The organism is Arthrobacter sp. zg-Y750 (genome assembly GCF_020907365.1).
Taxonomy (GTDB): domain Bacteria; phylum Actinomycetota; class Actinomycetes; order Actinomycetales; family Micrococcaceae; genus Arthrobacter_B.
In genome coordinates this window covers 25,373-46,032 of record NZ_JAJJOC010000013.1, presented here as the reverse complement: position 1 = coordinate 46,032, position 20,660 = coordinate 25,373, and the positions used below count along the sequence as shown (strand labels likewise).

General features: G+C 65.5%; 23 protein-coding genes. 16 read left to right on the top strand and 7 right to left on the bottom strand.

The window, feature by feature from the left end:
- The first annotated feature begins 57 nt into the window (after positions 1-57).
- Positions 58-528: a MarR family winged helix-turn-helix transcriptional regulator gene (locus LOC57_RS08080; protein ID WP_229959061.1), complete on the top strand. Its 471-nt coding sequence runs from the start codon at positions 58-60 to the stop codon at positions 526-528.
- Positions 525-1,088 (top strand): GNAT family N-acetyltransferase, encoded by a 564-nt coding sequence (locus LOC57_RS08075; protein ID WP_229959059.1) that lies wholly within the window; start codon positions 525-527, stop codon positions 1,086-1,088. Before LOC57_RS08080 ends, LOC57_RS08075 begins: the two co-directional genes overlap by 4 nt.
- A gap of 24 nt (positions 1,089-1,112) precedes the next feature.
- Here LOC57_RS08075 and LOC57_RS08070 read toward each other — a convergent pair whose 3' ends face one another.
- Positions 1,113-1,949, bottom strand: coding sequence for a class I SAM-dependent methyltransferase (locus LOC57_RS08070; protein ID WP_229959057.1), 837 nt, complete (start codon positions 1,947-1,949; stop codon positions 1,113-1,115).
- 163 nt (positions 1,950-2,112) lie between these two features.
- Here LOC57_RS08070 and LOC57_RS08065 point away from each other — a divergent pair, with 163 nt between their 5' ends.
- From LOC57_RS08065 to LOC57_RS08020, 10 genes are all read left to right on the top strand, one after another.
- Positions 2,113-2,556 (top strand): YciI family protein, encoded by a 444-nt coding sequence (locus LOC57_RS08065; RefSeq protein ID WP_229959055.1) that lies wholly within the window; start codon positions 2,113-2,115, stop codon positions 2,554-2,556.
- Positions 2,514-3,809 (top strand): RNA polymerase sigma factor, encoded by a 1,296-nt coding sequence (locus tag LOC57_RS08060; protein ID WP_229959053.1) that lies wholly within the window; start codon positions 2,514-2,516, stop codon positions 3,807-3,809. The genes LOC57_RS08065 and LOC57_RS08060 overlap by 43 nt, the downstream gene beginning before the upstream one ends.
- Positions 3,810-3,918: 109 nt before the next feature.
- Entirely contained in the window at positions 3,919-5,592 is a 1,674-nt protein-coding gene (locus tag LOC57_RS08055) for a glycoside hydrolase family 13 protein (protein ID WP_229959051.1), read from the top strand.
- 93 nt (positions 5,593-5,685) lie between these two features.
- Entirely contained in the window at positions 5,686-6,033 is a 348-nt protein-coding gene (locus LOC57_RS08050) for a UBP-type zinc finger domain-containing protein (protein ID WP_227911415.1), read from the top strand.
- A 43-nt stretch (positions 6,034-6,076) separates the two neighbouring features.
- Positions 6,077-6,862, top strand: coding sequence for an SDR family oxidoreductase (locus LOC57_RS08045; RefSeq protein WP_227926265.1), 786 nt, complete (start codon positions 6,077-6,079; stop codon positions 6,860-6,862).
- 172 nt (positions 6,863-7,034) lie between these two features.
- Complete coding sequence (locus LOC57_RS08040) at positions 7,035-8,180, top strand: ABC transporter permease (RefSeq protein ID WP_227911417.1); 1,146 nt, start codon at positions 7,035-7,037, stop codon at positions 8,178-8,180.
- Positions 8,177-8,881: an ABC transporter ATP-binding protein gene (locus tag LOC57_RS08035; RefSeq protein WP_227911418.1), complete on the top strand. Its 705-nt coding sequence runs from the start codon at positions 8,177-8,179 to the stop codon at positions 8,879-8,881. Before LOC57_RS08040 ends, LOC57_RS08035 begins: the two co-directional genes overlap by 4 nt.
- A gap of 23 nt (positions 8,882-8,904) precedes the next feature.
- Complete coding sequence (locus tag LOC57_RS08030; protein ID WP_227911419.1) at positions 8,905-9,510, top strand: TetR/AcrR family transcriptional regulator; 606 nt, start codon at positions 8,905-8,907, stop codon at positions 9,508-9,510.
- Positions 9,507-9,956 (top strand): DUF3054 domain-containing protein, encoded by a 450-nt coding sequence (locus tag LOC57_RS08025; RefSeq protein ID WP_227911420.1) that lies wholly within the window; start codon positions 9,507-9,509, stop codon positions 9,954-9,956. Before LOC57_RS08030 ends, LOC57_RS08025 begins: the two co-directional genes overlap by 4 nt.
- Before the next feature lie 64 nt (positions 9,957-10,020).
- Positions 10,021-10,302, top strand: a complete 282-nt coding sequence (locus LOC57_RS08020; RefSeq protein WP_227911421.1) for an Lrp/AsnC family transcriptional regulator — start codon at positions 10,021-10,023, stop codon at positions 10,300-10,302.
- 63 nt (positions 10,303-10,365) lie between these two features.
- On the opposite strand, the gene trpD is transcribed toward LOC57_RS08020, so the two are convergent.
- Entirely contained in the window at positions 10,366-11,412 is a 1,047-nt protein-coding gene (trpD, locus tag LOC57_RS08015) for an anthranilate phosphoribosyltransferase (protein ID WP_229959049.1), read from the bottom strand.
- Between the two features lie 159 nt (positions 11,413-11,571).
- Here trpD and ctaE point away from each other — a divergent pair, with 159 nt between their 5' ends.
- The 4 genes from ctaE (at position 11,572) to qcrB (ending at position 15,897) form a co-directional block, all read left to right on the top strand.
- Entirely contained in the window at positions 11,572-12,210 is a 639-nt protein-coding gene (gene ctaE / locus LOC57_RS08010; RefSeq protein ID WP_227911423.1) for an aa3-type cytochrome oxidase subunit III, read from the top strand.
- An 80-nt stretch (positions 12,211-12,290) separates the two neighbouring features.
- Entirely contained in the window at positions 12,291-13,091 is an 801-nt protein-coding gene (gene qcrC / locus LOC57_RS08005; protein ID WP_227911424.1) for a cytochrome bc1 complex diheme cytochrome c subunit, read from the top strand.
- Between the two features lie 86 nt (positions 13,092-13,177).
- Positions 13,178-14,209, top strand: coding sequence for a cytochrome bc1 complex Rieske iron-sulfur subunit (gene qcrA / locus LOC57_RS08000; RefSeq protein WP_227911425.1), 1,032 nt, complete (start codon positions 13,178-13,180; stop codon positions 14,207-14,209).
- A 2-nt stretch (positions 14,210-14,211) separates the two neighbouring features.
- Positions 14,212-15,897 carry a cytochrome bc1 complex cytochrome b subunit gene (gene qcrB, locus LOC57_RS07995; RefSeq protein ID WP_227911426.1) on the top strand — a complete coding sequence of 562 codons (1,686 nt, stop codon included), beginning with the start codon at positions 14,212-14,214 and terminating at the stop codon, positions 15,895-15,897.
- Between the two features lie 87 nt (positions 15,898-15,984).
- Here the strand turns inward: qcrB and LOC57_RS07990 are convergent, their stop codons facing one another.
- The 5 genes from LOC57_RS07990 to ctaD form a co-directional block, all read right to left on the bottom strand.
- Complete coding sequence (locus tag LOC57_RS07990; protein ID WP_227911427.1) at positions 15,985-16,542, bottom strand: hypothetical protein; 558 nt, start codon at positions 16,540-16,542, stop codon at positions 15,985-15,987.
- Between the two features lie 41 nt (positions 16,543-16,583).
- Entirely contained in the window at positions 16,584-17,315 is a 732-nt protein-coding gene (locus tag LOC57_RS07985; protein WP_442860133.1) for a GntR family transcriptional regulator, read from the bottom strand.
- A gap of 141 nt (positions 17,316-17,456) precedes the next feature.
- On the bottom strand, positions 17,457-18,425 hold the full coding sequence (locus LOC57_RS07980) for a 5'-3' exonuclease (RefSeq protein WP_229959047.1): 969 nt from the start codon (positions 18,423-18,425) through the stop codon (positions 17,457-17,459).
- Positions 18,426-18,530: 105 nt separating this feature from the next.
- Entirely contained in the window at positions 18,531-18,932 is a 402-nt protein-coding gene (locus tag LOC57_RS07975; protein WP_227911429.1) for a cytochrome c oxidase subunit 4, read from the bottom strand.
- Complete coding sequence (gene ctaD / locus LOC57_RS07970; protein ID WP_227911430.1) at positions 18,929-20,656, bottom strand: aa3-type cytochrome oxidase subunit I; 1,728 nt, start codon at positions 20,654-20,656, stop codon at positions 18,929-18,931. Before ctaD ends, LOC57_RS07975 begins: the two co-directional genes overlap by 4 nt.
- Between the last annotated feature and the right edge of the window lie 4 nt (positions 20,657-20,660).

The window sequence follows — 20,660 nt, the reverse complement described above, 5'->3', positions numbered from 1 at the left end:
GTCCACCATCGTAAGACAATCGGGTTGTCTAATCCATAGTCCGCGTATGCTGTTTTCGTGAATCGGACCGGTGCGGACCTTGCTTTGCTGCTGCTCGCTGCCTACCGGCAGCTGGTGGAGGACGCGACCGCCGAGCTGGCGGCCCGCGGCTATGCCGACATCCGGCCGGTGCATGATTTTGCCTTGCGCGCCATTGACGCCGGAGCCGACACCGCCTCTGAACTCGGGCGCGCGACGGCGGTGACGAAGCAGGCGGCCGCCAAGACCATCGCGGTGCTGCTGGAACGCGGTTACGCTGAACGCCGCACGGATGAACAGGATGCCCGGCGCAAGCGCCTAACCGTCACTCCCCTGGGCCACCGGATGCTCAGGGAAGGCGAAGCAGTATTTGACGGCCTCCGTGCTGCATGGGCGAATCGGATCGGCGCACCCGAACTAGGGCAGCTCGAACGGGACCTGGGCGTATTGGCAGGCGATTCCCGCATCTCACTCGAGCACCCGGGATGGGCCGCAGGGGCCGGCGAATGACGGTGGCCTTTTCCTGGCTCGACTCCCCCGGCAGCCTTTCCCCTGCCATGCGCCGCCAGCTGCTGCACTGCTGGACGGACGTCAGCAACGCAGGCGGCGCCGTCGGCTTCCCGCTGCTGCCGGTGGATACCGGCGACGTCGAGCCGGCGCTGGCAGCGCTCGTTGCCGCCCTCGCACCCGAAGGCTCCCGGCTGCTGATTGCGCAAGAACACGGCGTGCTGGCCGGGTGGTTGGTCCTCACCGTTAACCCGGGCACCCTGACCAGCCACTGGGCCCGCGTAACCCGGGTACAGAGCGCGCTGGCGGCACGTGGCCGGGGCATTGGCTCCGCACTGATGCAGGAAGCCGCCCGATATGCCCGTGAGGAACTGCGGCTGGACGAACTGATCCTCGAGGTCCGCGGCGGCATGGGGCTGGAGTCCTTTTATTCGGGCCTGGGCTGGGTCGAGTACGGCCGCCGGCCCCGGGCCCTGCGGCTGGCCGCAGACGACTTCCGTGACGAGGTCCTCATGCGCCTGCCGCTGCCCGCCGGCGAAGGCGTGGCCGCGGCCCCTGCCTGAGTCCTCTCCCCCGGGCGGCCGGTGTCAGGACCGCGTGGCGGTCACCAGCAGATATTCCCAGTCCATGGCCATCCCGCCGGCCTGGGCGCTGTACCGCTTCACGAGGGCCAGCAGTTCTTCATCCAGTGCGCCCGCCCGGTCCGGATTGTGCGCAAGGAATTCGTACACCGCGATAATTGGTCCGTAGTTCGCCTTAAGGAACCTCAGGAAGTCCTCCGGCGTGGCGAACCGGTCAATAAGCACGGTGCGGCGTTCGGCGCGGAACTCCCGTACCTGCCCCTCCAATAGGGACTCTACGTGCTCCCGGTTTCCCCACAATTGCGGTGACTGCGTTCCCGGCGGCGGCGCCGGCGAGTAGGGCTTCAAAGCGGCGAACATGCTGCCGACGAATCCTTCCGGAGTCCAGTTAATCAGCCCGATCCGTCCTCCCGGCCGGCACACGCGGACGAGTTCGGCGGCAGCCAGGCGATGATGCGGGGCGAACATCACGCCTGCACAGGAGATCACCGCGTCGTAGGAGGCATCGGCATACGGGAGATGCTCGGCGTCCGCCATGGACCAGGTCAGCCGGACGGACCGGGCCAGCGCCAGGCGCTTACCGGAATTCAGCAGCTCAGGCGTCAGGTCCGAAGCGGTGACATCAGCTCCCGTCTCAGCTGCCGGGATTGCCGCATTCCCGGTCCCCGCCGCAATGTCCAGGACCCGGTCGCTGCCCCGGATGCCGGCGGCCCGGACGAGGACGGGCCCCAGGGGAGAAATGGTTTCGGCGGCAACGGCCGCGTAGTTCCCCAGCGACCAGATGGCCCTAAGCCGTGCCTTAATCGCCCGGTCCGCGCCGGCATCGCCAGGAAGCTCGTCCATATCCTCACGTCCTTGGTTTCGGAACCGAACGCTGCGGTACTGCAGAACAAATTTTTTCCGCGGCTGTCGATATCTCCGCCGCTCGTTCGACGCCATAGTAGAAGACGCAACACCGCGTCCTCACAGTTGCAGGAACGGCAACGCATAGAAGAAGGAGTCCACCATGAAGTACATGCTCATTATGCGGTCCACCGACGCGGGCGTGCAGGCCTACAAGGATGTCCCCTTCGAGGAAGTCATTAACCGGATGGGCGCCTATAACGAGTCAATGATCAACGCAGGGGTATTGCTGGCCGGCGAAGGCCTGGCCGAGATTTCCACCGGCAGCGGCTTTGTTGTGGACTTTTCCGAGGATCCGCCGCTGATCACAGACGGCCCCTACGGGGAAACCCATGAGCTGTTCAACGGGTTCTGGATCATCTCCGCCGCCTCCCGCGAAGAAGCGGCGGAATGGGCCAGCCGCTGCCCGCTTGGACCGGGATCGAAGCTGGAAGTGCGGCGGGTAACGGAGGCTGCGGACTTCTCGGATTTCGCCGACAACGAGTACATCCGGAAGGAAGAAGGATGGCGCAGGGACGAGGAGAAGCTGCGCACGGAGCACCGGTAGCAGCCGGTCCCGGGCAGGCAGCGGCAATCCGGCGCCGCCTAGACGCGCTGTGGCGCATCGAAGGTGCCCGGATTGTTGCTGCCCTGGCGCGTGCCACCGGGGACGTGGGCCTGGCCGAGGACGCGGCCCAGGAAGCGGTTGCCCAGGCACTGGAACAGTGGGGCACACGCGGCATTCCGCGGAACCCCGGCGCCTGGATTACGACGGCGGCCCGGCGGCGCGCCATCGACCACTGGCGGCGGGAGGACCAGCTCGGCAACCGTTACGGGCAGTTGGCCCGCGCCCGGGAAGATGAAGCCGCCGTTGACTGGGATCCGCTCCCCGACGATGTGCTCCGGCTGCTGTTTACCGCCTGCCATCCCGTGCTTGCGCCTCAGGCCCAGGTAGCGCTGACCCTGCGGGTGGTGGGATCACTGCGCACGGAGGAAATCGCCCGGCTGTTCCTGGTACCCGTGGCCACCATGCAGCAGCGGATCCTCCGTGCCCGGAAGAGCCTGGCCGCCGCCCGGGTCCCGTTCGAAGTCCCGGAACCCAATGAGTGGGGTCCGCGGCTGCGGGGTGTGATGCATGTTGTCTACCTGATGTTCACGGAGGGGTATGCGGCAACGGCCGGTGAGACCTGGATCCGGCCGGACCTGGCTAACGAGGCACTGCGGATCGGACGGATCCTGGCCGGCCTGGTGCCCCGGGTCCCGGAGGTCCACGCCCTGGTGGCGCTGATGGAGTTCCAAGCCTCCCGCTTCGCCGCCCGCACCGGGGCCGGCGGTGAGCCGGTCCTGCTGCCGGACCAGGACCGCACCAGGTGGGACCGGGCGCAGATTGAGCGGGGCCGCGCGTCGCTGGCCCGCGCGGACGCCCTGGCAGCAGCGGCCGGACGGTCCCGCGGGAGCTACGCACTGCAGGCAGCCATCGCGCAATGCCATGCCACCGCCGGGCGTGCCGACGAGACGGACTGGCCGGCCATCGTGGACCTCTATGAGGCGCTGGGCCGCATCAGCCCCGGCGACGTCGTCGAACTCAACCGTGCCGTAGCAGTGTCCATGGCGTCGGGGCCCGAGCCGGCCCTGGCCATTGTGGAGCGTCTGGACGCCCGGGGGGCCCTGCGGGGATCCCATCTGCTGCCCAGCGTGCGCGGCGAGCTGCTCTCCCGGCTGGGCAGGGTCGAGGAGGCCAGGGCCGAATTCCGCGCCGCCGCGGAACTGGCGGAGAACCGGCATGAACGCCGGCTCCTGCTGCTCCGGGGGCAGGAGTAGAGTCCAACCACACGCGTTTCCCGCATTGCCCTTTCACCGTCTGTCCATATTCACCGTCTCTCCAAATCCACAGTCTCTGCAAATCCACAGTCTCTGCCAAAGGATCACCTTGACCTCAAACCCGCAGCCCTTCCCATCCAACGCCGATCCCCTGACGGATCCGGACTGGTGGCGGCAGGCTGCGGTTTACCAGGTGTATCCGCGCAGCTTCTCGGACTCCAACGGTGACGGGCTGGGCGACCTGCAGGGCGTAACCGCCAAGGTGCCCTACCTTTCGGCCCTCGGCGTGGACGCCGTATGGCTCAGTCCCTTTTACCCCTCGGCGCTCGCCGACGGAGGTTACGACGTCGACGACTACCGTGATGTCGACCCGCGCCTGGGCACCTTGGCGCACTTCGACGACATGGCCGCTGCCCTGCACGGTGCCGGAATCAAGCTGATTGTGGACATTGTCCCCAATCATTCCTCCAACCGGCATGCCTGGTTCCGCGAAGCGCTGGACTCGCCCCGGGGTTCCGCGGCCCGGGAACGGTATATCTTCCGCGACGGCACCGGGCCCGACGGCGCCCAGCCGCCCTCGGACTGGCAGTCCGTGTTCGGCGGCAGCGCCTGGGAGCAGGTGCCGGACGGGCAGTGGTACCTGCACCTCTTCGCTCCGGAGCAGCCGGACTTCAACTGGGACAACCGTGCGGTAAAGGATGAATTCCTGGCCACCCTACGTTTCTGGTCCGACCGCGGAGTGGACGGCTTCCGGATTGACGTGGCGCATGCCCTGGCGAAGGACCTGAGCGAACCGCTGCCCTCCAGCGCACTGCTCGCTGCCGAGGGCGACGGAACCGACGGCGCGCATGCGTTCTGGGACCGGAACGAGGTCCATGACATCTACACCGAGTGGCGCGCCCTGTTCAATGAATACACTCCGCCGCGCACTGCGGTGGCCGAAGCCTGGGTCCATGCATCCCGCCGCGGCCGCTACGCCAGCCCCGAGGGGCTGGGCCAGGCATTCAACTTCGACCTGCTGCAGGCGGATTTCGACGCCGCCCGCTTCCGCACCGTCATCACCGACAATCTGGTCCAGGCGGCGGAAACCGGCGCGTCGTCCACCTGGGTCCTGTCCAACCACGACGTCGTGCGGCATGCCACGCGCTACGGATTGCCGGCAACGCCGGCGGACAGCGCCAAGGGCCAGGACGGCAAGGCATGGGTCCTGGCCGGCGGACCGGAAGAGCAGTTGGACCGGGCCGCGGGACTGCGCCGGGCCCGCGCGGCCACCCTCCTGATGCTGGCCCTGCCCGGCTCCGCCTATTTGTACCAGGGCGAAGAACTGGGCCTGCACGAGGTAGCTGCCATCCCCGACGCCGACCGCCAGGATCCCGCCTTCTTCCGCAACGCCGGGGTGGAAAAGGGCCGGGACGGCTGCCGGGTGCCGCTGCCCTGGACCCCGGAGGAGCCGTCCTTCGGCTTCGGCACCGGTGCACCCCACCTGCCCCAGCCGGAATGGTTTGGTCCCGCGGCCGTGTCGCTGCAGGACGCCGATACGGATTCCACGCTGAACTTCTACCGGCGGGCCCTGGAACTGCGCGGCAAGCGGCAGGGTGCCGAGGAACTTGCGTGGGTACCCAGCGCTGCCTCCGTCCTGCACTTCACCCGGCCCGGCGGCTGGCAGAGCATCACCAACTTCGGTACCGCGGCCGTGGCCCTGCCCGCCGGCACGGTGCTGCACACCAGCGCGCCGCTCGAGGGCGGTCTGCTGCCGCCGGACACCACGGTCTGGCTCGGCTGACCGGCGGCTGCTTCCGGGGCCTGTCGGCGGGAAGGCGGGATGGCTACCGTGGAGGGTAGGCAAGAACAGCTACCCGTTGTAAGGAGATCCGCCATGGAGCCAATCCCCGGGATCAACGTTTCGGTTCCGCCCAGCGGCCCGGGCTGCGTGGAATGCACGCAGCAGCAGGGCTGGTGGTACCACCTGCGCCGCTGCACCGAATGCGGGCACATCGGCTGCTGCGACAATTCGCCGGGCCAGCACGCCACCGCGCACGAGCAGCAGACCGGGCACCAGATCATCCGCAGCTATGAGCCGGGCGAGGACTGGTTCTGGAACTACGCCGATTCCTCTGTTTTCGCCGGCCCCGAGCTGGCCCCGCCGGAGCACCACCCGTTCAACCAGTCGGTTCCCGGGCCGGCCAGCCGGGTGCCTCCGGACTGGCAGGAGCTGCTGCGCTGAACGCGTGGGCAGCACCGGGTGAGTCCGGGTTTACACTGTAAACATGACTAGAACCTACATCGTTACAGGATCCGCTTCCGGCATCGGAGCAGCCACCGCCAACCTGCTGAAGGAGGCCGGCAACAAGGTCATTGGCGTTGACCTCCGCAACGCCGACGTTGAAGGCGATCTCAGCACCCCCGAGGGCCGTTCCGCTGCCGTAGCCAAGGTCCTTGACCTTTCCGGCGGCACTGTCGACGCCGTGATCGCCTGCGCAGGCATCTCTGCCCCCGCCCCCATCACCGTGGCCGTGAACTTCTTCGGTGTTACCGACTTCCTCACCGCACTGGCACCCGTCCTGGCCAAGAGCAGCGCCCCGCGTGCCGCCGTCGTCAGCTCCATGGCGAGCCTGCAGCCCAACTCCCCCGAGCTGGTTGAGGCGCTGCTGGCCGGCAGCGAGGAGGAAGCGCTGCGGATCGGCAAGGAGCTCGCAGACAAGGGCCCCCAGACCGGCTACCTTAACTACCCGTCCAGCAAGCGCGCACTCAGCCGCTGGGTCCGCCGCGAAAGCATCACCCCGGCATTTGCCGGTGCCGGCATCCCGCTGAACGCCGTGGCCCCCGGCACCGTCCTGTCCGCCATGACCCGCGAGCTCCTGGCCACGCCCGAACGCCGTGCCATGGTGGACGAAAACGTCCCCATGCCGCTGAACGGCCACTCCGAGCCCGAGGTCATTGCCCGGCTGCTCATCTGGCTGACGTCCGAGGAGAACACCCACACCACCGGCCAGACCATCTACACCGACGGCGGCGCCGACGCGACGCTGCGCGGCGACGACATCTGGTCCTAGTCCGTCCCCTGCCGCACCGCTGCGGCAAACACCTCCGGCGCCGGGTATCCCCCGGCGCCGGAGGTGTTTAACGGCAGCATTCGCGTCCCCCGGTACTTTTCTGACATGATGTTGGCATGATGCCAACAGCCCGTCGGCATCATGCCCAGAAAATACCACTCAAGGGGTACCGATGTTTTTAGCGTTGCGTGAACTGCGTTTCGCCCGGGCCAGATTCGGACTGATGGGCGGCGTCGTCGCCCTCATCGCCGTGCTAATGGTCCTGCTGTCCGGCTTGTCCTCCGGTCTCGTCAACGACGGCGTCTCCGGCCTGAAATCCATGCCGGCAACTGCGTTTGCCTTCAACGAGGGCACCAAGACCGACAATGCCTTCTCCCGCAGCGTGGTGGACGAACACCAGGCTGCAGTGTGGGCCGAACAGCCCGGCGTGGATGAGGCGGCCCTGATGGGCACTGCCATGATGAACGGCACCACCGGAAACGGCACCCAGGTGGATCTGGCCCTGTTCGGCATTGAACCCGACTCGTTCCTGGCCCCGCAGGTCGGCGAAGGCCGTGGCCTGTCCGCACCGGATGAAATCGTGGTCTCCTCCACCGCGGCAGATGCCGGCCTGAACATTGGTGACGTGGTGACCCTCGAACGCATCGGCGTCGAACTGACCGTGGTCGGCTACACGGACAGCCAGGCGACGTTCGGCCACGTTGACCTCGCTTACCTTCCGCTGGATACCTGGCAGTACCTGGCCAGCGGCCAGAGTGTTCCCGGAGCCCCCGCCAAGGCACAAATGGACGGCGTGAAATTCGACACTGCCAGCACGGTTGCCCTGAAGGCAGCCGACGGTGCGGACATCGACTTTGCGGCAGGAGACGACGCCGCCGGAACAGTCACGTCCACCCTGTCCGAATCCTTCAATGCTTCCCCCGGCTACTCCGCCGAAACCATGACCCTGCAGATGATCCAGGTGTTCCTCTACGCCATCTGCGCCCTGGTCGTTGGTGCTTTCTTCACGGTCTGGACCATCCAGCGCAAACACGAACTCGCAGTCCTGCGCGCCGTAGGCGCCTCCACCGGGTACCTGCTCCGTGACGGCCTGCTGCAGGCAACCATCATCTTGGTGGTCTCCACGGTTGTCGGCATCCTTGCCGGCCTCGCCATGGGCGCCGGGCTGAGCGGGACCGCCATGCCGTTCGCACTGGAACCCGCACCCATCGTGCTGGCCACGGTCCTGACCATCGTGCTGGGCCTGGCCGGCGCCGCCCTGGCCATTGTCCGCATTTCCCGCGTAGATCCCCTGGCTGCCCTTGGAGGACAACGATGAGCACCGCAACCACACAGCAGCAAAACTCCGGCACCCGAACCGGCGGCCTGCTGATCACCTCCGCGAACCTGGCGCTGGGCGACGGCGGCAGCACAGTCCAGGCCCTGGACAATGTTTCGCTGGCCGTCCGGCCCGGGGAAATGGTCGCCGTCGTCGGACCGTCCGGGGCTGGCAAATCCAGCCTCCTAGCGGTAGCCGGCGCCCTCACCGCGCCTGACACGGGCACCGTGCAGGTGAACGGCGTGGACCTCGCAACCCTCGGCAAGGCCGCCCGCGCCAGGTTCCGCCTGCGCGAAATCGGCTTTGTGTTCCAGTCGGGAAACCTGATTCCCGCACTGAACTCCGTCGAACAGCTGAAGCTGATGCAGAAACTGGCCGGCAGCAGCGACGGCCTGGACCCGATGGAACTGCTGGCCGGGGTGGGCATGGAACACAAGGCCAAGAGCCGGCCGGACCAGCTCTCCGGCGGGGAACGCCAGCGCGTGGGCATTGCCCGCTCACTGGTCAACCGGCCGTCCCTGCTGCTGGTGGACGAACCCACCGCAGCCCTGGACCGGGCCCGGAGCCAGGACGTGGTGGCCCTGCTGGCCCGGGAAACCCATGAGCGCGGCGTTGCTACAGTTATGGTGACGCACGATCACGACGTCCTGCACCATTGCGACCGCGTAGTCGAAATGGTGGACGGGCGTCTCTCAAGCTAAACCAGCACGAACAGGAGGGCCAGGTGCCCCGAATCTCTGCCCCCACGGTGGCCGAACACCGGGCGGCACAGCAGCGGGCGCTGCTGGATGCGGCGCGCACCCTCCTGGCCCGCACCGGCGAGGCCCCCAGCATGGCCGAAGTGGCCGCGCTGGCGGGCCTCGCCCGGCCCAGCGCCTACCAGTACTACAAGTCCCGCCAGGACCTCCTGCACGCACTGGTCCAGGACGTTTTTCCGCGCTGGACCCGGCGGGTGAGGGAAGCCATGGACGCTGAGCCGGACCCGGCGGACCGGATCATGGCCTATGTCCTGACCAACATCGCCCTCGTGGCCGAAGGTGAACATGCCGTGGGCAACGCCCTTGCCGCCGTCGCACCGGGCGAGGAACTGAACAACCAAAGCGCCATGATGCACCGCCAGCTGCTGACCCCGCTGGTGGAAACCCTGACCATGCTCGGCGTCCGGGATCCTCATGTGACCGCCGAACTGATAAACGCCATAGTCCATTCCTCCACCCGGCTGCTGGAATCGGGCACCGGCCGGGAAATCGTCGAGGGCCGGGTCCGCGAACTCCTTGGCCCGTACGTCCGCGAAAACCGCGCCACCGCCGCCCAGGAGGGCACCGCATGAGCAATACCGCACCGCATACGTCCGGCGGAAACGCTGCCGCCGCAAATTCCGCTGGTACTTCCACTGAAAAGACCATCCGGTCCTGGCCCTTGGTCCTCGCGGCGGACCTGGTCCTGATTGTTGTGTTCGCCGCCCTGGGCCGGCGCAGCCATGAGCACGGGCTGGCGCTTGCCGGCATCCTCGGCACGGCCCTGCCCTTTGCTGCCGCGTGCCTGCTCGGATGGGCTGCTGCGCGCGCCTGGCGCCGACCGGTCGCACTGTGGCCCTCCGGCGTCGTCATCTGGCTGGTTACGGTAGTTGCAGGCCTGGGCATCCGGGCACTAACCGGCGGCGGTACGGCCACCAGCTTCATGCTGGTTACCCTCGCTGTGCTGGCAGTGTTCCTGCTGGGCCAGCGGCTCCTCTGGCGCGCCGGTGCCCGCGTGCGTTCCCGGCGGATCCACTAGGCTCGAGGTTACGACCCGCGGGCGCACCGCGCGCCCGCACACCGCCGCAGGAAAGGCCCCCGCCATGATCACAGCTTTTGTACTCATCCAGACCGACTCGGCCCGGATCCCGGAATGCGCCGAGGAAATCTCGGAGATCGAAGGCATCAGCGAGGTCTACTCCGTCACCGGCGAATGCGACCTTATTGCCATTGCCCGTGTGCAGCGGCACGAGGACCTCGCCGACGCCATTGCCAACCGGCTGTCCAAGGTGGACGGGGTGATCGGAACCACCACGCAGATCGCGTTCCGGGCCTACTCCAAACACGACCTCGACGCCGCGTTCTCACTGGGCTTCGACAGCTAATATCCGGGCCTGTTCCCCGCCGGTCCCCCGCTTGTCCCACGCCCGCCGAACCACGGCGCGGCCCTACTGCGTTACCGCCACCCAGCGGTCCAGCGCGGTTTGGGCCGCGCCGCTGTCAATTGAGGCGCAGGCGCGTTCCAGCCCGCGGGCCAGCCGGTGCAGCAGCGGGCCGTCTGCGTCTTCATCCAGTGCCACCAGGGCAGCTGCAGCGTTCAGCACCACCGCGTCGCGCACCGGCCCCTTGTCTCCGGCGAGCACACTGCGGACCACCGCTGCATTGGACGCAGCGTCACCGCCCCGCAGGTCCTCCAGCGTGGCCCGGCTGATCCCGAGATCCAGGGGATCCACCACTGACTCCTCCACGGCCCCGTTACGGACCTCCCAGACGGTCGAGATACCCGTGGTGGTCATCTCGTCCAGACCGTCCTGGCCGCGGAACACCAGGGCGCGCACGCCGCGCCGGGCCAATACTCCGGCCATCAGGGGTGCCAGCCGTGCATCGGCCACGCCGATCGCGGAGGCGCTGGGGCGGGACGGATTGGTCAGCGGACCCATGAAATTGAAGGCGGTGGCCACGCCCATCTCACGCCGCGGTACGGCGGCAAAGCGCATGGACGGATGGAAGACCTGCGCAAAGCAGAACGTGATGCCTGCTTCCACGGCGGCCCGCGCCACCCGGTCAACGGGAAGGTCAAGGCGGACTCCCAGCGCCTCAATGACGTCGGCGGAACCGGACGCCGACGAGGCCGCCCGGTTGCCGTGCTTGACCACCTTGGCGCCCGCCCCTGCGCACACCAGCGCCGCCATGGAGGAAATGTTCACAGTGTTATGGCGGTCACCGCCGGTACCGACAATGTCCAGGGTCTCCCCCGGGATATCGATGGGCCGGGCGCTTGCCAGCATGGCCTCGACCAGCCCGGTGAGTTCGTCAACCGTCTCTCCCTTGGCGCGCAGTGCCACCAGGAACCCCGCAATCTGGGAGTCGGTGGCGTTGCCGGCCATGATCGCGGACATCGCCCAGCGGGTCTGCGCGGTAGTGAGGTGCCTGCCCTCGATCAGCGCCGTAATCAGGCCCGGCCAGGTGTATGTCGAACTCGGATTCGTAGTCACACCCCCTAGGTTATCTACGATTCGTAGAAATTGCTGATTTCTTTCTGAAGCTCCGATTCCGCGCCAATACAGGGATCCGGGGCTTCAGTGCGCGCCGGGGACGCGCCGTTGGCCCTGATCTGTTGGAGAAGTAGGCGGTTTTACCGCCATAATGTCTATGTGACAACAGCGACCCATGCCCCCAGTACCCCGGCTCACCCCACGCTGAACCGCCCCAATATGGTTTCCGTAGGAACCGTGGTGTGGCTCTCCAGTGAACTGATGTTCTTTGCCGCCCTGTTCGCCATGTACTTCACGCTTCGCTCCACCTCGAGCGAACTGTGGGCCATGGAGACGGAGAAGCTGAACGTCCCGTTCGCTTTCGTTAACACGGTGATCCTTGTTTCCAGTTCCTTCACCTGCCAGTTCGGCGTTTTCGCTGCAGAACGACTCCAGGCACGCCGCACCGGAGGGCTTCTGAAGCTTTCCCGCTGGGGCATGACCGAGTGGTTCCTGCTGACCTTCGTACTTGGAGCGATCTTCGTCTCCGTACAGGCTTTCGAATACGCGACGCTGGTTTCTGAAGGCGTATCCCTCTCGTCGAACTCTTACGGTTCCGCGTTCTACCTGACCACCGGTTTCCACGGCCTGCACGTGACCGGCGGCCTGATCGCGTTCCTCTTCATCATCGGCCGTGCCTACGCCGCCAAGCGCTTCGGACACTTCGAAGCAACCTCGGCGATCGTCACCTCGTACTACTGGCACTTCGTTGATGTGGTCTGGATTGCCCTGTTCGTCATCATCTACTTCCTCAAGTAACACTGCTTGAGGACCGCACCCAAGAAATACCTCAAAGTGGCACCTGTTTCCCAAAGACCACATAAGTTAGGAACTACGAAGTGAAGGCACTATCGCAAAGGCGGCGTCATCCCCTCGCAGCAGTAGCGCTGCTGCTGCTGGGACTCCTCGTTACGGGTGGTCTCTACGCCGTCGCCAACGGCGCCAACCAGGCCCAGGCCGCGACCACCACCTACACTGCCGATGACGTCAGCGAAGGCGAGAAGCTGTTCGTCGCCAACTGCGCAACGTGCCACGGCATCGAAGCCACCGGATCCGAGAACGGACCCTCCCTGGTGGGCGTCGGCGCTGCGTCGGTTGACTTCCAGGTCGGTACCGGCCGCATGCCGCTGGCCATGCAGGGCCCGCAGGCCCAGCAGAAGCCCGTCCAGTTCAATGAAGAGCAGACGGCAGACCTCGCCGCCTACGTCTCCAGCATCGGCGCCGGTCCCTCCGTTCCGGACTCCGAGTACCTGGAACCGGACACCAGCGACGAAGAGGCTGCCGCCAACGGCGGCGAGCTGTTCCGCGTCAACTGCGCCATGTGCCACAACGCTGCCGCCGCCGGCGGTGCGCTGACCCGCGGCAAGTTCGCTCCGTCCCTGGAGGGCGTCAGCGAGAAGCACATCTACGAGGCCATGGTCACCGGCCCGCAGAACATGCCTGTCTTCAACGACACGAACATCACGCCCGAAGACAAGCAGGACATCATCACGTTCCTGAAGAACATCGAGGCCAACGGCTCTCCCGGCGGAGCGCAGCTCGGCTCGCTGGGACCGGTTTCCGAAGGCCTGTTCATCTGGACCGCAGGTCTGGGAATCATCATCGCTTTCACTATTTGGTTGACCTCCCGGTCTTCCTAACCACCCGCCGCGCTCACCCCCACGGGTGACATCACAGTTACACATAGGTCTATAAATGCAGTTTCAAGAGAAGGATGAGGGGGATCATGGGCGACCATAGTCACGGCAGTCCGAACACCTCGGGCACCGTCGCTACGGCTGGCCAGGGAGAAGAGGAGAAGTTCCAGAATCCGGGACTTCCCCCGCACCGCCCTCGTCTAGCCGACACAAATCCCCGCGCCGAAAAGCGGGCCGAACGGCAGGTCGCAAGCCTGTTCGTCATCTCGGCCATTGGCACGATCGTATTTTTCGTGGGGTACTTCAGCATCCACCTGGATGATGCCAGCATCGCCACGCTGCGGCTGCAGAACATCCTGCTGGGTCTGGGCACGGCATTCGCCATGCTGGGCATCGGCGTAGGTATTGTCCACTGGGCCAAGACCCTGATGCCGGACCACGAAATCGTGGAAGAACGCCACGAGATCCGTCCCGAAGAGGACCGCGTTATTGCCGAGAAGATGGTGGGCGACATCATCGAGGAGACGGGCATCAAGCGCCGTCCCCTGATCCGCAACACGCTCCTCGGCGCCATGGTCCTGGCACCGCTGCCGGCGATCGCGGTCTTCCGCGACCTCGGCCCGCTGCCCGGCAATACCCTGCGCCACACCATGTGGGACGAGAACACCTACCTGACCCGGGACCCCAGCGGTACCCGGATCAAGGCTTCCGACGTCACCCTGGGCTCGGCGTTCCACGTCATCCCCGAAGGCCTGACGGAACTGGAAGAGCACAAGCTCGAAGAGAAGGCCAAGGCAGTAGTCCTGCTCATGCGCCTTAACCCGGAAGACCTCAACCCCTCCCCCGGGCGCGAGGACTGGGCCGTAGACGGCATCGTCGCCTACTCCAAGATCTGCACCCATGTGGGCTGCCCCGTGGCCCTCTACGAGCAGCAGACGCACCATTTGCTGTGCCCGTGCCACCAGTCGACCTTCGATGTCACGCAGGAATGCAAGGTCATCTTCGGCCCGGCCGGCCACGCACTGCCGCAGCTGCCCATCAAGGTCGACAAAGACGGCTACCTGCAGGCTCAGAGTGACTTCAAAGAGCCTGTCGGACCGAGCTACTGGGAGCGTGGTTAACCGTGAGTGTCCCCTCCGCTACGCCTTACGAAGCCAAGACCCGTCTTGGCCGCGTCACCAACTTCGTTGACTCCCGGGTCAGCGGCTCGGCCATGGTCAAGGAGTTCGGCCGCAAGGTCTTCCCCGACCACTGGTCCTTCATGTTCGGTGAAGTTGCGCTGTACTGCTTCGTCATCCTGCTGCTGACCGGCACGTTCCTGACCTTCTTCTTCGATCCGTCCATGGCGGAAACGCATTACGAAGGCAGCTACGTTCCGCTCAACGGCGTGGAGATGTCTGTCGCCTACGAGTCCTCGCTGAATATCTCCTTCGATATCCGCGGCGGCCTCTTTATGCGCCAGGTGCACCACTGGTCGGCCCTGCTCTTCGTAGCGGCCGTCTCCGTGCACATGCTCCGCGTGTTCTTCACCGGAGCGTTCCGCAAGCCCCGTGAACTGAACTGGGTGGTGGGCGGCGTCCTGCTGATCCTCTCCCTCGCGGCCGGCTTCACCGGCTACTCCCTCCCCGATGACCTGCTCTCCGGCAACGGCCTGCGAATCATCGACGGCGTCATCAAGTCGATTCCCGTAGTGGGCACCTACATCAGCTTCTTCCTGTTCGGCGGCGAATTTCCGGGAACGGATATCATCGGGCGTCTTTACGTCCTGCATATCCTCCTGGTGCCGGCCCTGATCCTGCTGATGATCGCGATCCACCTCTTCATGGTGGTCATCCACAAGCACACCCAGTTCCGCGGACCCGGCCGGACCAACAACAATGTTGTCGGTTACCCGGTGGGCCCGGTCTACGCTGCCAAGGCCGGTGGATTCTTCTTCATCGTCTTCGGCATCATCGCCATCATTGCGGGCTTCTTCACGATCAACCCGATCTGGAACTACGGCCCGTACGATCCCTCCCCCGTGTCCGCCGGTACCCAGCCTGACTGGTACATCGGTTGGGTTGACGGCGCCCTGCGCCTGATGCCCGGCTTCATCGGCGGGTTCCCCTTCGAATGGGTCATCCCGTTCCCGTGGGGCGACAACACGCTCTCCCTGAACGTCCTGCTGCCGGCCCTGGTGCCTGCAGGCCTGGTCTTCACACTGCTGTTCACCTGGCCCTGGATCGAAGCGTGGCTGACCAAGGACAAGCGGGTGCACAACCTGCTCGACCGTCCGCGCAACGCTCCGTACCGCACGGCAGTCGGCGTCGCCGGCATCACGTTCTACTCGGTTATGTGGGCAGCTGCCAGCTCCGACCTCATCGCCACGCACTTCCACGTGTCGCTGAACGACGTGACCTACTGGCTGCGGGTCCTGCTCTTCGTTGGCCCGGTCCTGGCGTTCATCATCACGCGCCGCATCGCCCTGGCGCTGCAGCGCAAGGACCGCGAGATTGTCCTCCACGGCGTGGAGAGCGGACGCATTGTCCGTCTCCCGCACGGCGAGTACATCGAGGTCCACGAGCCGCTGGACGAGTACAAGCGCTACCGCCTGGTGGACTTCGAGTCCTACAAGGCACTGCCGGCCCAGCCGGGCGCCAACGGCAAGGTCTCCGGCAAGGAGAAGCGGCGGGCCAAGCTCTCGCGCTTCTTCTTCGAAGACCGCGTTGCCCCGGTAACGCCGTCGGAGCTTGAAAACGCGCACCACCACGAGTCGCCTGCCGAGGTCGAAGCCAAGGCTGACGACCAGCAGTCGATCGAACAGCACTAACTGCCGCAAGGCGCTTAGCGTAAAGGAAGGCCCCGCCGGATGTCCGGCGGGGCCTTCCTTGTATCTCTGCGATGTTCAGGCTGGTAATCAGGACAGAGTGAACGGCTCTTTGGAGGGCAGCGGGTACCGGCGGCGCAGCTGATCGGGATCGGCCACCGGCGCGGAACCGATGGTGAGCTTGGTGAAGTCCAGCAGCGGGTCCCGCAGCACAACCTTCAGTCCGGCCACGGCTTTGTTCACATCCGGAACCAGGCAGTAGATGTTCAGCTTCCGCGGCGCGAACTCGCTGTGGTCCACTTCCCCCAGCCCGCGCCAGAGGAAGTAGGAGGAGATAGCCTGGGTGGCCTTGTGCTCAAGGTACCGGTCCCGCTCAGTACCGGTGGCGGACTTCAGCGCGTACTGGGCGATGACCCAGTGCTGCTGCTCCGGATCCAGTTCCGCATAGCCGTCCTCTTCCGAGGCCACTGCGAAGGCGTGCAGGAGCCCCTCGGCTGCCTCTGGCGCCACGTCCTGAACCTTGGCTTTGCCTTCGTGGCCCACGGGCCCGGAGGTCAGCATTAGCTGCCCTTCGTCCTCCTCGTAGAGCGCTTCACGAAAGTGCAGTACTCCTGCTTCGTCGCGCTTGTACATCCTGATGGTTATCATTGCGGTGTTCCTCTTCCTGCTGTGGATTGTGGTGCCGCGGCCTAGGCGCGCGGAAGGCGGCGGGGATGGTACGAGCGCGGGGTGCGTACGCCGGGGCGCTGCAGCGGCACCCAGAGCTTGTAGCGGTCTGCGCGGTAGTAGGACACGGAGTAGTCCACCATCGCCCGGGAGACATAGGCATGCCGCTGGATCTTCAGGACCGGTGCACCCAGTTCTACATTCAGCAGCCGCGCAATGGACGCCGATGCGGCAGTGGCCTCGATGGTGTCCTCACCCCACTCCATCACCAGTCCGTACCGTTCTCCCAGCATGTTGTACAGCGAGGTGGGAGCCTCCTCCTCGAGGATCCCCGGGACGTAGTGGGCGGGAATGAAGTTCTCGTCCACGCTCATGGGTTCGCCGTCGGCCAGCAGCTGGCGCCTGAAGCGCACCACCGGCTGTCCGGGTTCAATCTGCAGCTCACGGGCCACCAGCTGGGACGCTCCGGTCTGCTCGAAGCTGAGCACATGGGCATCCGGAACCATGCCGCGGCGGTGCATTTCCTCGGAGTAGGAGGTTAGCTGGATCTGCAGGTCCATCTTCTTGCGTGCCACGAAAGTTCCCAGCCCCACGACGCGTTCCAGGACACCGTCGGCAACGAGGGCGTCTACGGCCTGGCGGATGGTCATACGGGCGACGGCGAAGTGCTCCGCCAGTTCCCGCTCGGACGGGATGATCTCCCCCGCACCGGCGTGGTCCTCCACGAACCGGCGGAGAATGGCCTGCAGCTGGATGTGCTTGGCGACGCCGGCTTCCGGATCGATGGATTCGGTCAGCAGCAGAAGCCGGCGGTTGCTCACTGGGGAGCTCCCTGGCCGGCCAGAATTTTCCGCATTCTTCTACTCCGCCCCTTCGGCTGGGAAAACACGTGCCGTCTAAGGATACCGGGAGGTCTCCCCGCCCTGCTCCGCAGGATAGGCCGCCAGCGCGTGCAGGAACCGGTTGAGGGATCCACCCAGGTTCCAGCCGGAGCCGAGCCGTTCCAGGTCGGCGCGGGCCTGCGGACCAGGGGCATGCAGGCGCGCCCCAGCGGCCTCCAGCGCCGGAACGGGAAGGTCGCGCACCACATGCACCACGGCCGGTGCCGCCTGCAGGTACTCCCCCGCTGCGGCCAGCTTGGCGCGGACCGGTGCCGCCAGCCCGCTGCCCGGATCCGCCGCGGCCGCCAGCAGCCCGTCCAGGCTTCCGTACTCCCCCAGCAGCTGTGCCGCGGTCTTTTCACCGATCCCAGCCACCCCGGGCAGCCCGTCGGAAGCGTCCCCGCGCAGCGTCGCATAGTCGGCGTATTGGCCAGGCAGCACCCGGTACCGGCCCACCACAGATGCCTCCGTCAGAACTTCGAGGTTCTTCATCCCGCGTGCCGTATAGAGCACCCGTACCTCCCGGTCATCGCTGACCAGCTGGAACAAGTCACGGTCGCCCGTCACCACGTCCACCGGCATTCCTGCCGACTGGGCGTAGGTGCCGATGACGTCGTCGGCTTCGTGGTCATCGGCGCCCACCAGGGCAATGCCTGCCACTGTAAGGATCTCCCGGATCATCGGAATCTGGGCGGTCAGGCCCTCGGGCACGGTTTCAGTGTCCCCGTCCGGGGAAGCGGCTGCCACGCGTTGGGCCTTGTACCCGGGCAGCAGGGCAACCCGCCACGCCGGGCGCCAGCTGTTGTCCCAGCAGGCCACAAGGTGGGTCGGCCCATACTCGGTGCTCAGGCGGGCGATCATGTCCAGCAGTCCCCGCACGGCATTCACCGGGGTTCCGTCGGCCCGGCGGATGGTGTCCGGAATGCCGTGGAAGGCACGGAAGTACAGGGAGGCGGTATCAAGCAGCATAAGTCGGGAAGCCATATCCGCACCCTACACACCGGGGGCACGCAAAAAGGGAGGACCCGCAGTTTCCTGCGGATCCTCCCTGAGATGCTGCTTGTCTAAGCTGCCGTGTTCAAACCTGCCCTAGTGGGCGTGGTTTCCGCGGCTGTATTCGAAGACCCAGCCAACCAGTGCAATGACGGCAAGGCCGGCACCGATGAACAGGATCCACCAGCCAACTGCCATACCGAGGAATCCGATGGCAGCGGAGATACCCAGCAGCAGCGGCCACCAGCTCCACGGGCTGAAGAAGCCCTGTTCGCCGGATCCCTCATGGATTTCGGCGTCCAGCCGATCCTCCGGGCGGGGACCCACGCGGCGGCCGGTGAAGCCGATGTAGAAGGCGATCATGCCCGACATAGCTGCCGTCAGGAAGAGGGCGAGGTAACCAACGGGTTCCGTCCACTCCACCATGTAGCCGTAGACCACGCCGACAACCAGGAAGAACGGTGTCAGGTAGCTGAAGAGTTTAGTCTCTACCTTCATTTGACCTTTTCCTTCCGGTCACCGGGGCCGAAGACCTTGGCCGCAGCTGATTCGTCGGTAACGTGCTGCTGCAGTTCGGGGTGGTGCAGGTCCAGGGCGGGACGCTCCGAACGGATGCGGGGCAGCGAGGTGAAGTTGTGGCGCGGCGGCGGGCAGGACGTAGCCCACTCGAGGGATCCGCCGAAGCCCCAGGGATCATCCACTTCAACCTTCTTGCCGTGGCGCCAGGTGATGTACACGTTCCAGAAGAACGGGATCATCGAGGCGCCGAGGACGAAGGAGGCAATGGTGGAGAACTGGTTCATGGCCGTGAAGTTATCCTCCACCAGGTAGTCGGCGTAGCGGCGCGGCATACCAATGACGCCCAGCCAGTGCTGGATGAGGAAGGTGCCGTGGAAGCCGACGAACAGGAGCCAGAAGTGGATCTTGCCCAGACGCTCGTTGAGCATCTTTCCGGTGAACTTAGGCCACCAGAAGTAGAAGCCGGCGAACATCGCGAATACCACGGTGCCGAAGATCACGTAGTGGAAGTGGGCAACTACGAAGTAGGTGTCCGAGACGTGGAAGTCCAGCGGCGGGGAGGACAGGATGATGCCGGTCAGGCCGCCGAAGAGGAAGGTGATCAGGAAGCCGATGCTCCAAAGCATGGGGGTTTCGAACGTGATCGATCCCCGCCACATGGTGCCGATCCAGTTGAAGAACTTCACGCCGGTTGGCACCGCAATCAGCATTGTCATGAATGCGAAGAACGGCAGCATAACTGCGCCGGTCACATACATGTGGTGCGCCCAGACGGTCACCGACAGTGCAGCAATGGCGATGGTTGCGTACACCAGGCCCTTGTAGCCGAAGATCGGCTTGCGGCTGAAGACCGGGAAGATTTCCGACACGATGCCGAAGAACGGCAGGGCGATGATGTACACCTCGGGGTGTCCGAAGAACCAGAACAGGTGCTGCCACAGGATGGCACCGCCGCGCTCCGGATCGAAGATGTGCGCCCCGAACCGGCGGTCTGCACCGAGGGCGAACAGGGCTGCTGCCAGCGGCGGGAAGGCCATGAGGACCAGGATGGCCGTAACCAGCGTGTTCCAGGTGAAGATCGGCATGCGCCACATGGTCATGCCCGGGGCACGCATGCAGATGATGGTGGTGATGAAGTTGACCGCACCGAGGATGGTGCCGAAACCGGACAGTGCCAGGCCGAAGACCCAGAGGTCACCGCCGACGCCGGGAGAGAATGTCGTGCTCGACAGCGGGGTGTAGGCGAACCAGCCGAAGGATGCGGCACCCTGCGGGGTGATGAACCCGGCCACTGCGATGCTGCTGCCCAGCAGGAAGAACCAGAAGGCCAGTGCGTTCAGCCGCGGGAAGGCGACGTCGGGGGCACCGATCTGAAGGGGCATGATGACGTTCGCAAAGCCCGAGAACAGCGGCGTGGCGAACATCAGGAGCATCACGGTGCCGTGCATCGTGAACAGCTGGTTGTACTGGTCCTTGGTCTGCAGGATCTGCATACCCGGCTCAAAGAGCTCCGCACGGATGACCAGGGCCATCACGCCTGCGAGGCAGAAGAAAATAAATGAGGCAATCAGGTACATGTACCCAATCGTCTTGTGGTCAGTGGAGGTGATCCAGTTGACGACGATTCGTCCCTTGGAGACGGGTACTACGCGGGGTGCAACCCTGGTGCCGGAATCTTCCGAAGTGTATTCGAGAGTAGTCATAGCG

Excerpts from the sequence above, each read along its gene's own strand:
- LOC57_RS08075 (WP_229959059.1), top strand. The coding sequence starts at position 525 with ATGACGGTGGCCTTTTCCTGGCTCGACTCCCCCGGCAGCCTTTCCCCT.
- LOC57_RS08070 (WP_229959057.1), bottom strand. The coding sequence starts at position 1,949 with ATGGACGAGCTTCCTGGCGATGCCGGCGCGGACCGGGCGATTAAGGCA.
- LOC57_RS08065 (WP_229959055.1), top strand. The coding sequence starts at position 2,113 with ATGAAGTACATGCTCATTATGCGGTCCACCGACGCGGGCGTGCAGGCC.
- LOC57_RS08060 (WP_229959053.1), top strand. The coding sequence starts at position 2,514 with ATGGCGCAGGGACGAGGAGAAGCTGCGCACGGAGCACCGGTAGCAGCC.
- LOC57_RS08050 (WP_227911415.1), top strand. The coding sequence starts at position 5,686 with ATGGAGCCAATCCCCGGGATCAACGTTTCGGTTCCGCCCAGCGGCCCG.
- LOC57_RS08045 (WP_227926265.1), top strand. The coding sequence starts at position 6,077 with ATGACTAGAACCTACATCGTTACAGGATCCGCTTCCGGCATCGGAGCA.
- LOC57_RS08040 (WP_227911417.1), top strand. The coding sequence starts at position 7,035 with ATGTTTTTAGCGTTGCGTGAACTGCGTTTCGCCCGGGCCAGATTCGGA.
- LOC57_RS08035 (WP_227911418.1), top strand. The coding sequence starts at position 8,177 with ATGAGCACCGCAACCACACAGCAGCAAAACTCCGGCACCCGAACCGGC.
- LOC57_RS08025 (WP_227911420.1), top strand. The coding sequence starts at position 9,507 with ATGAGCAATACCGCACCGCATACGTCCGGCGGAAACGCTGCCGCCGCA.
- LOC57_RS08020 (WP_227911421.1), top strand. The coding sequence starts at position 10,021 with ATGATCACAGCTTTTGTACTCATCCAGACCGACTCGGCCCGGATCCCG.
- qcrA (WP_227911425.1), top strand. The coding sequence starts at position 13,178 with ATGGGCGACCATAGTCACGGCAGTCCGAACACCTCGGGCACCGTCGCT.
- LOC57_RS07990 (WP_227911427.1), bottom strand. The coding sequence starts at position 16,542 with ATGATAACCATCAGGATGTACAAGCGCGACGAAGCAGGAGTACTGCAC.
- LOC57_RS07980 (WP_229959047.1), bottom strand. The coding sequence starts at position 18,425 with ATGGCTTCCCGACTTATGCTGCTTGATACCGCCTCCCTGTACTTCCGT.
- LOC57_RS07975 (WP_227911429.1), bottom strand. The coding sequence starts at position 18,932 with ATGAAGGTAGAGACTAAACTCTTCAGCTACCTGACACCGTTCTTCCTG.
- ctaD (WP_227911430.1), bottom strand. The coding sequence starts at position 20,656 with ATGACTACTCTCGAATACACTTCGGAAGATTCCGGCACCAGGGTTGCA.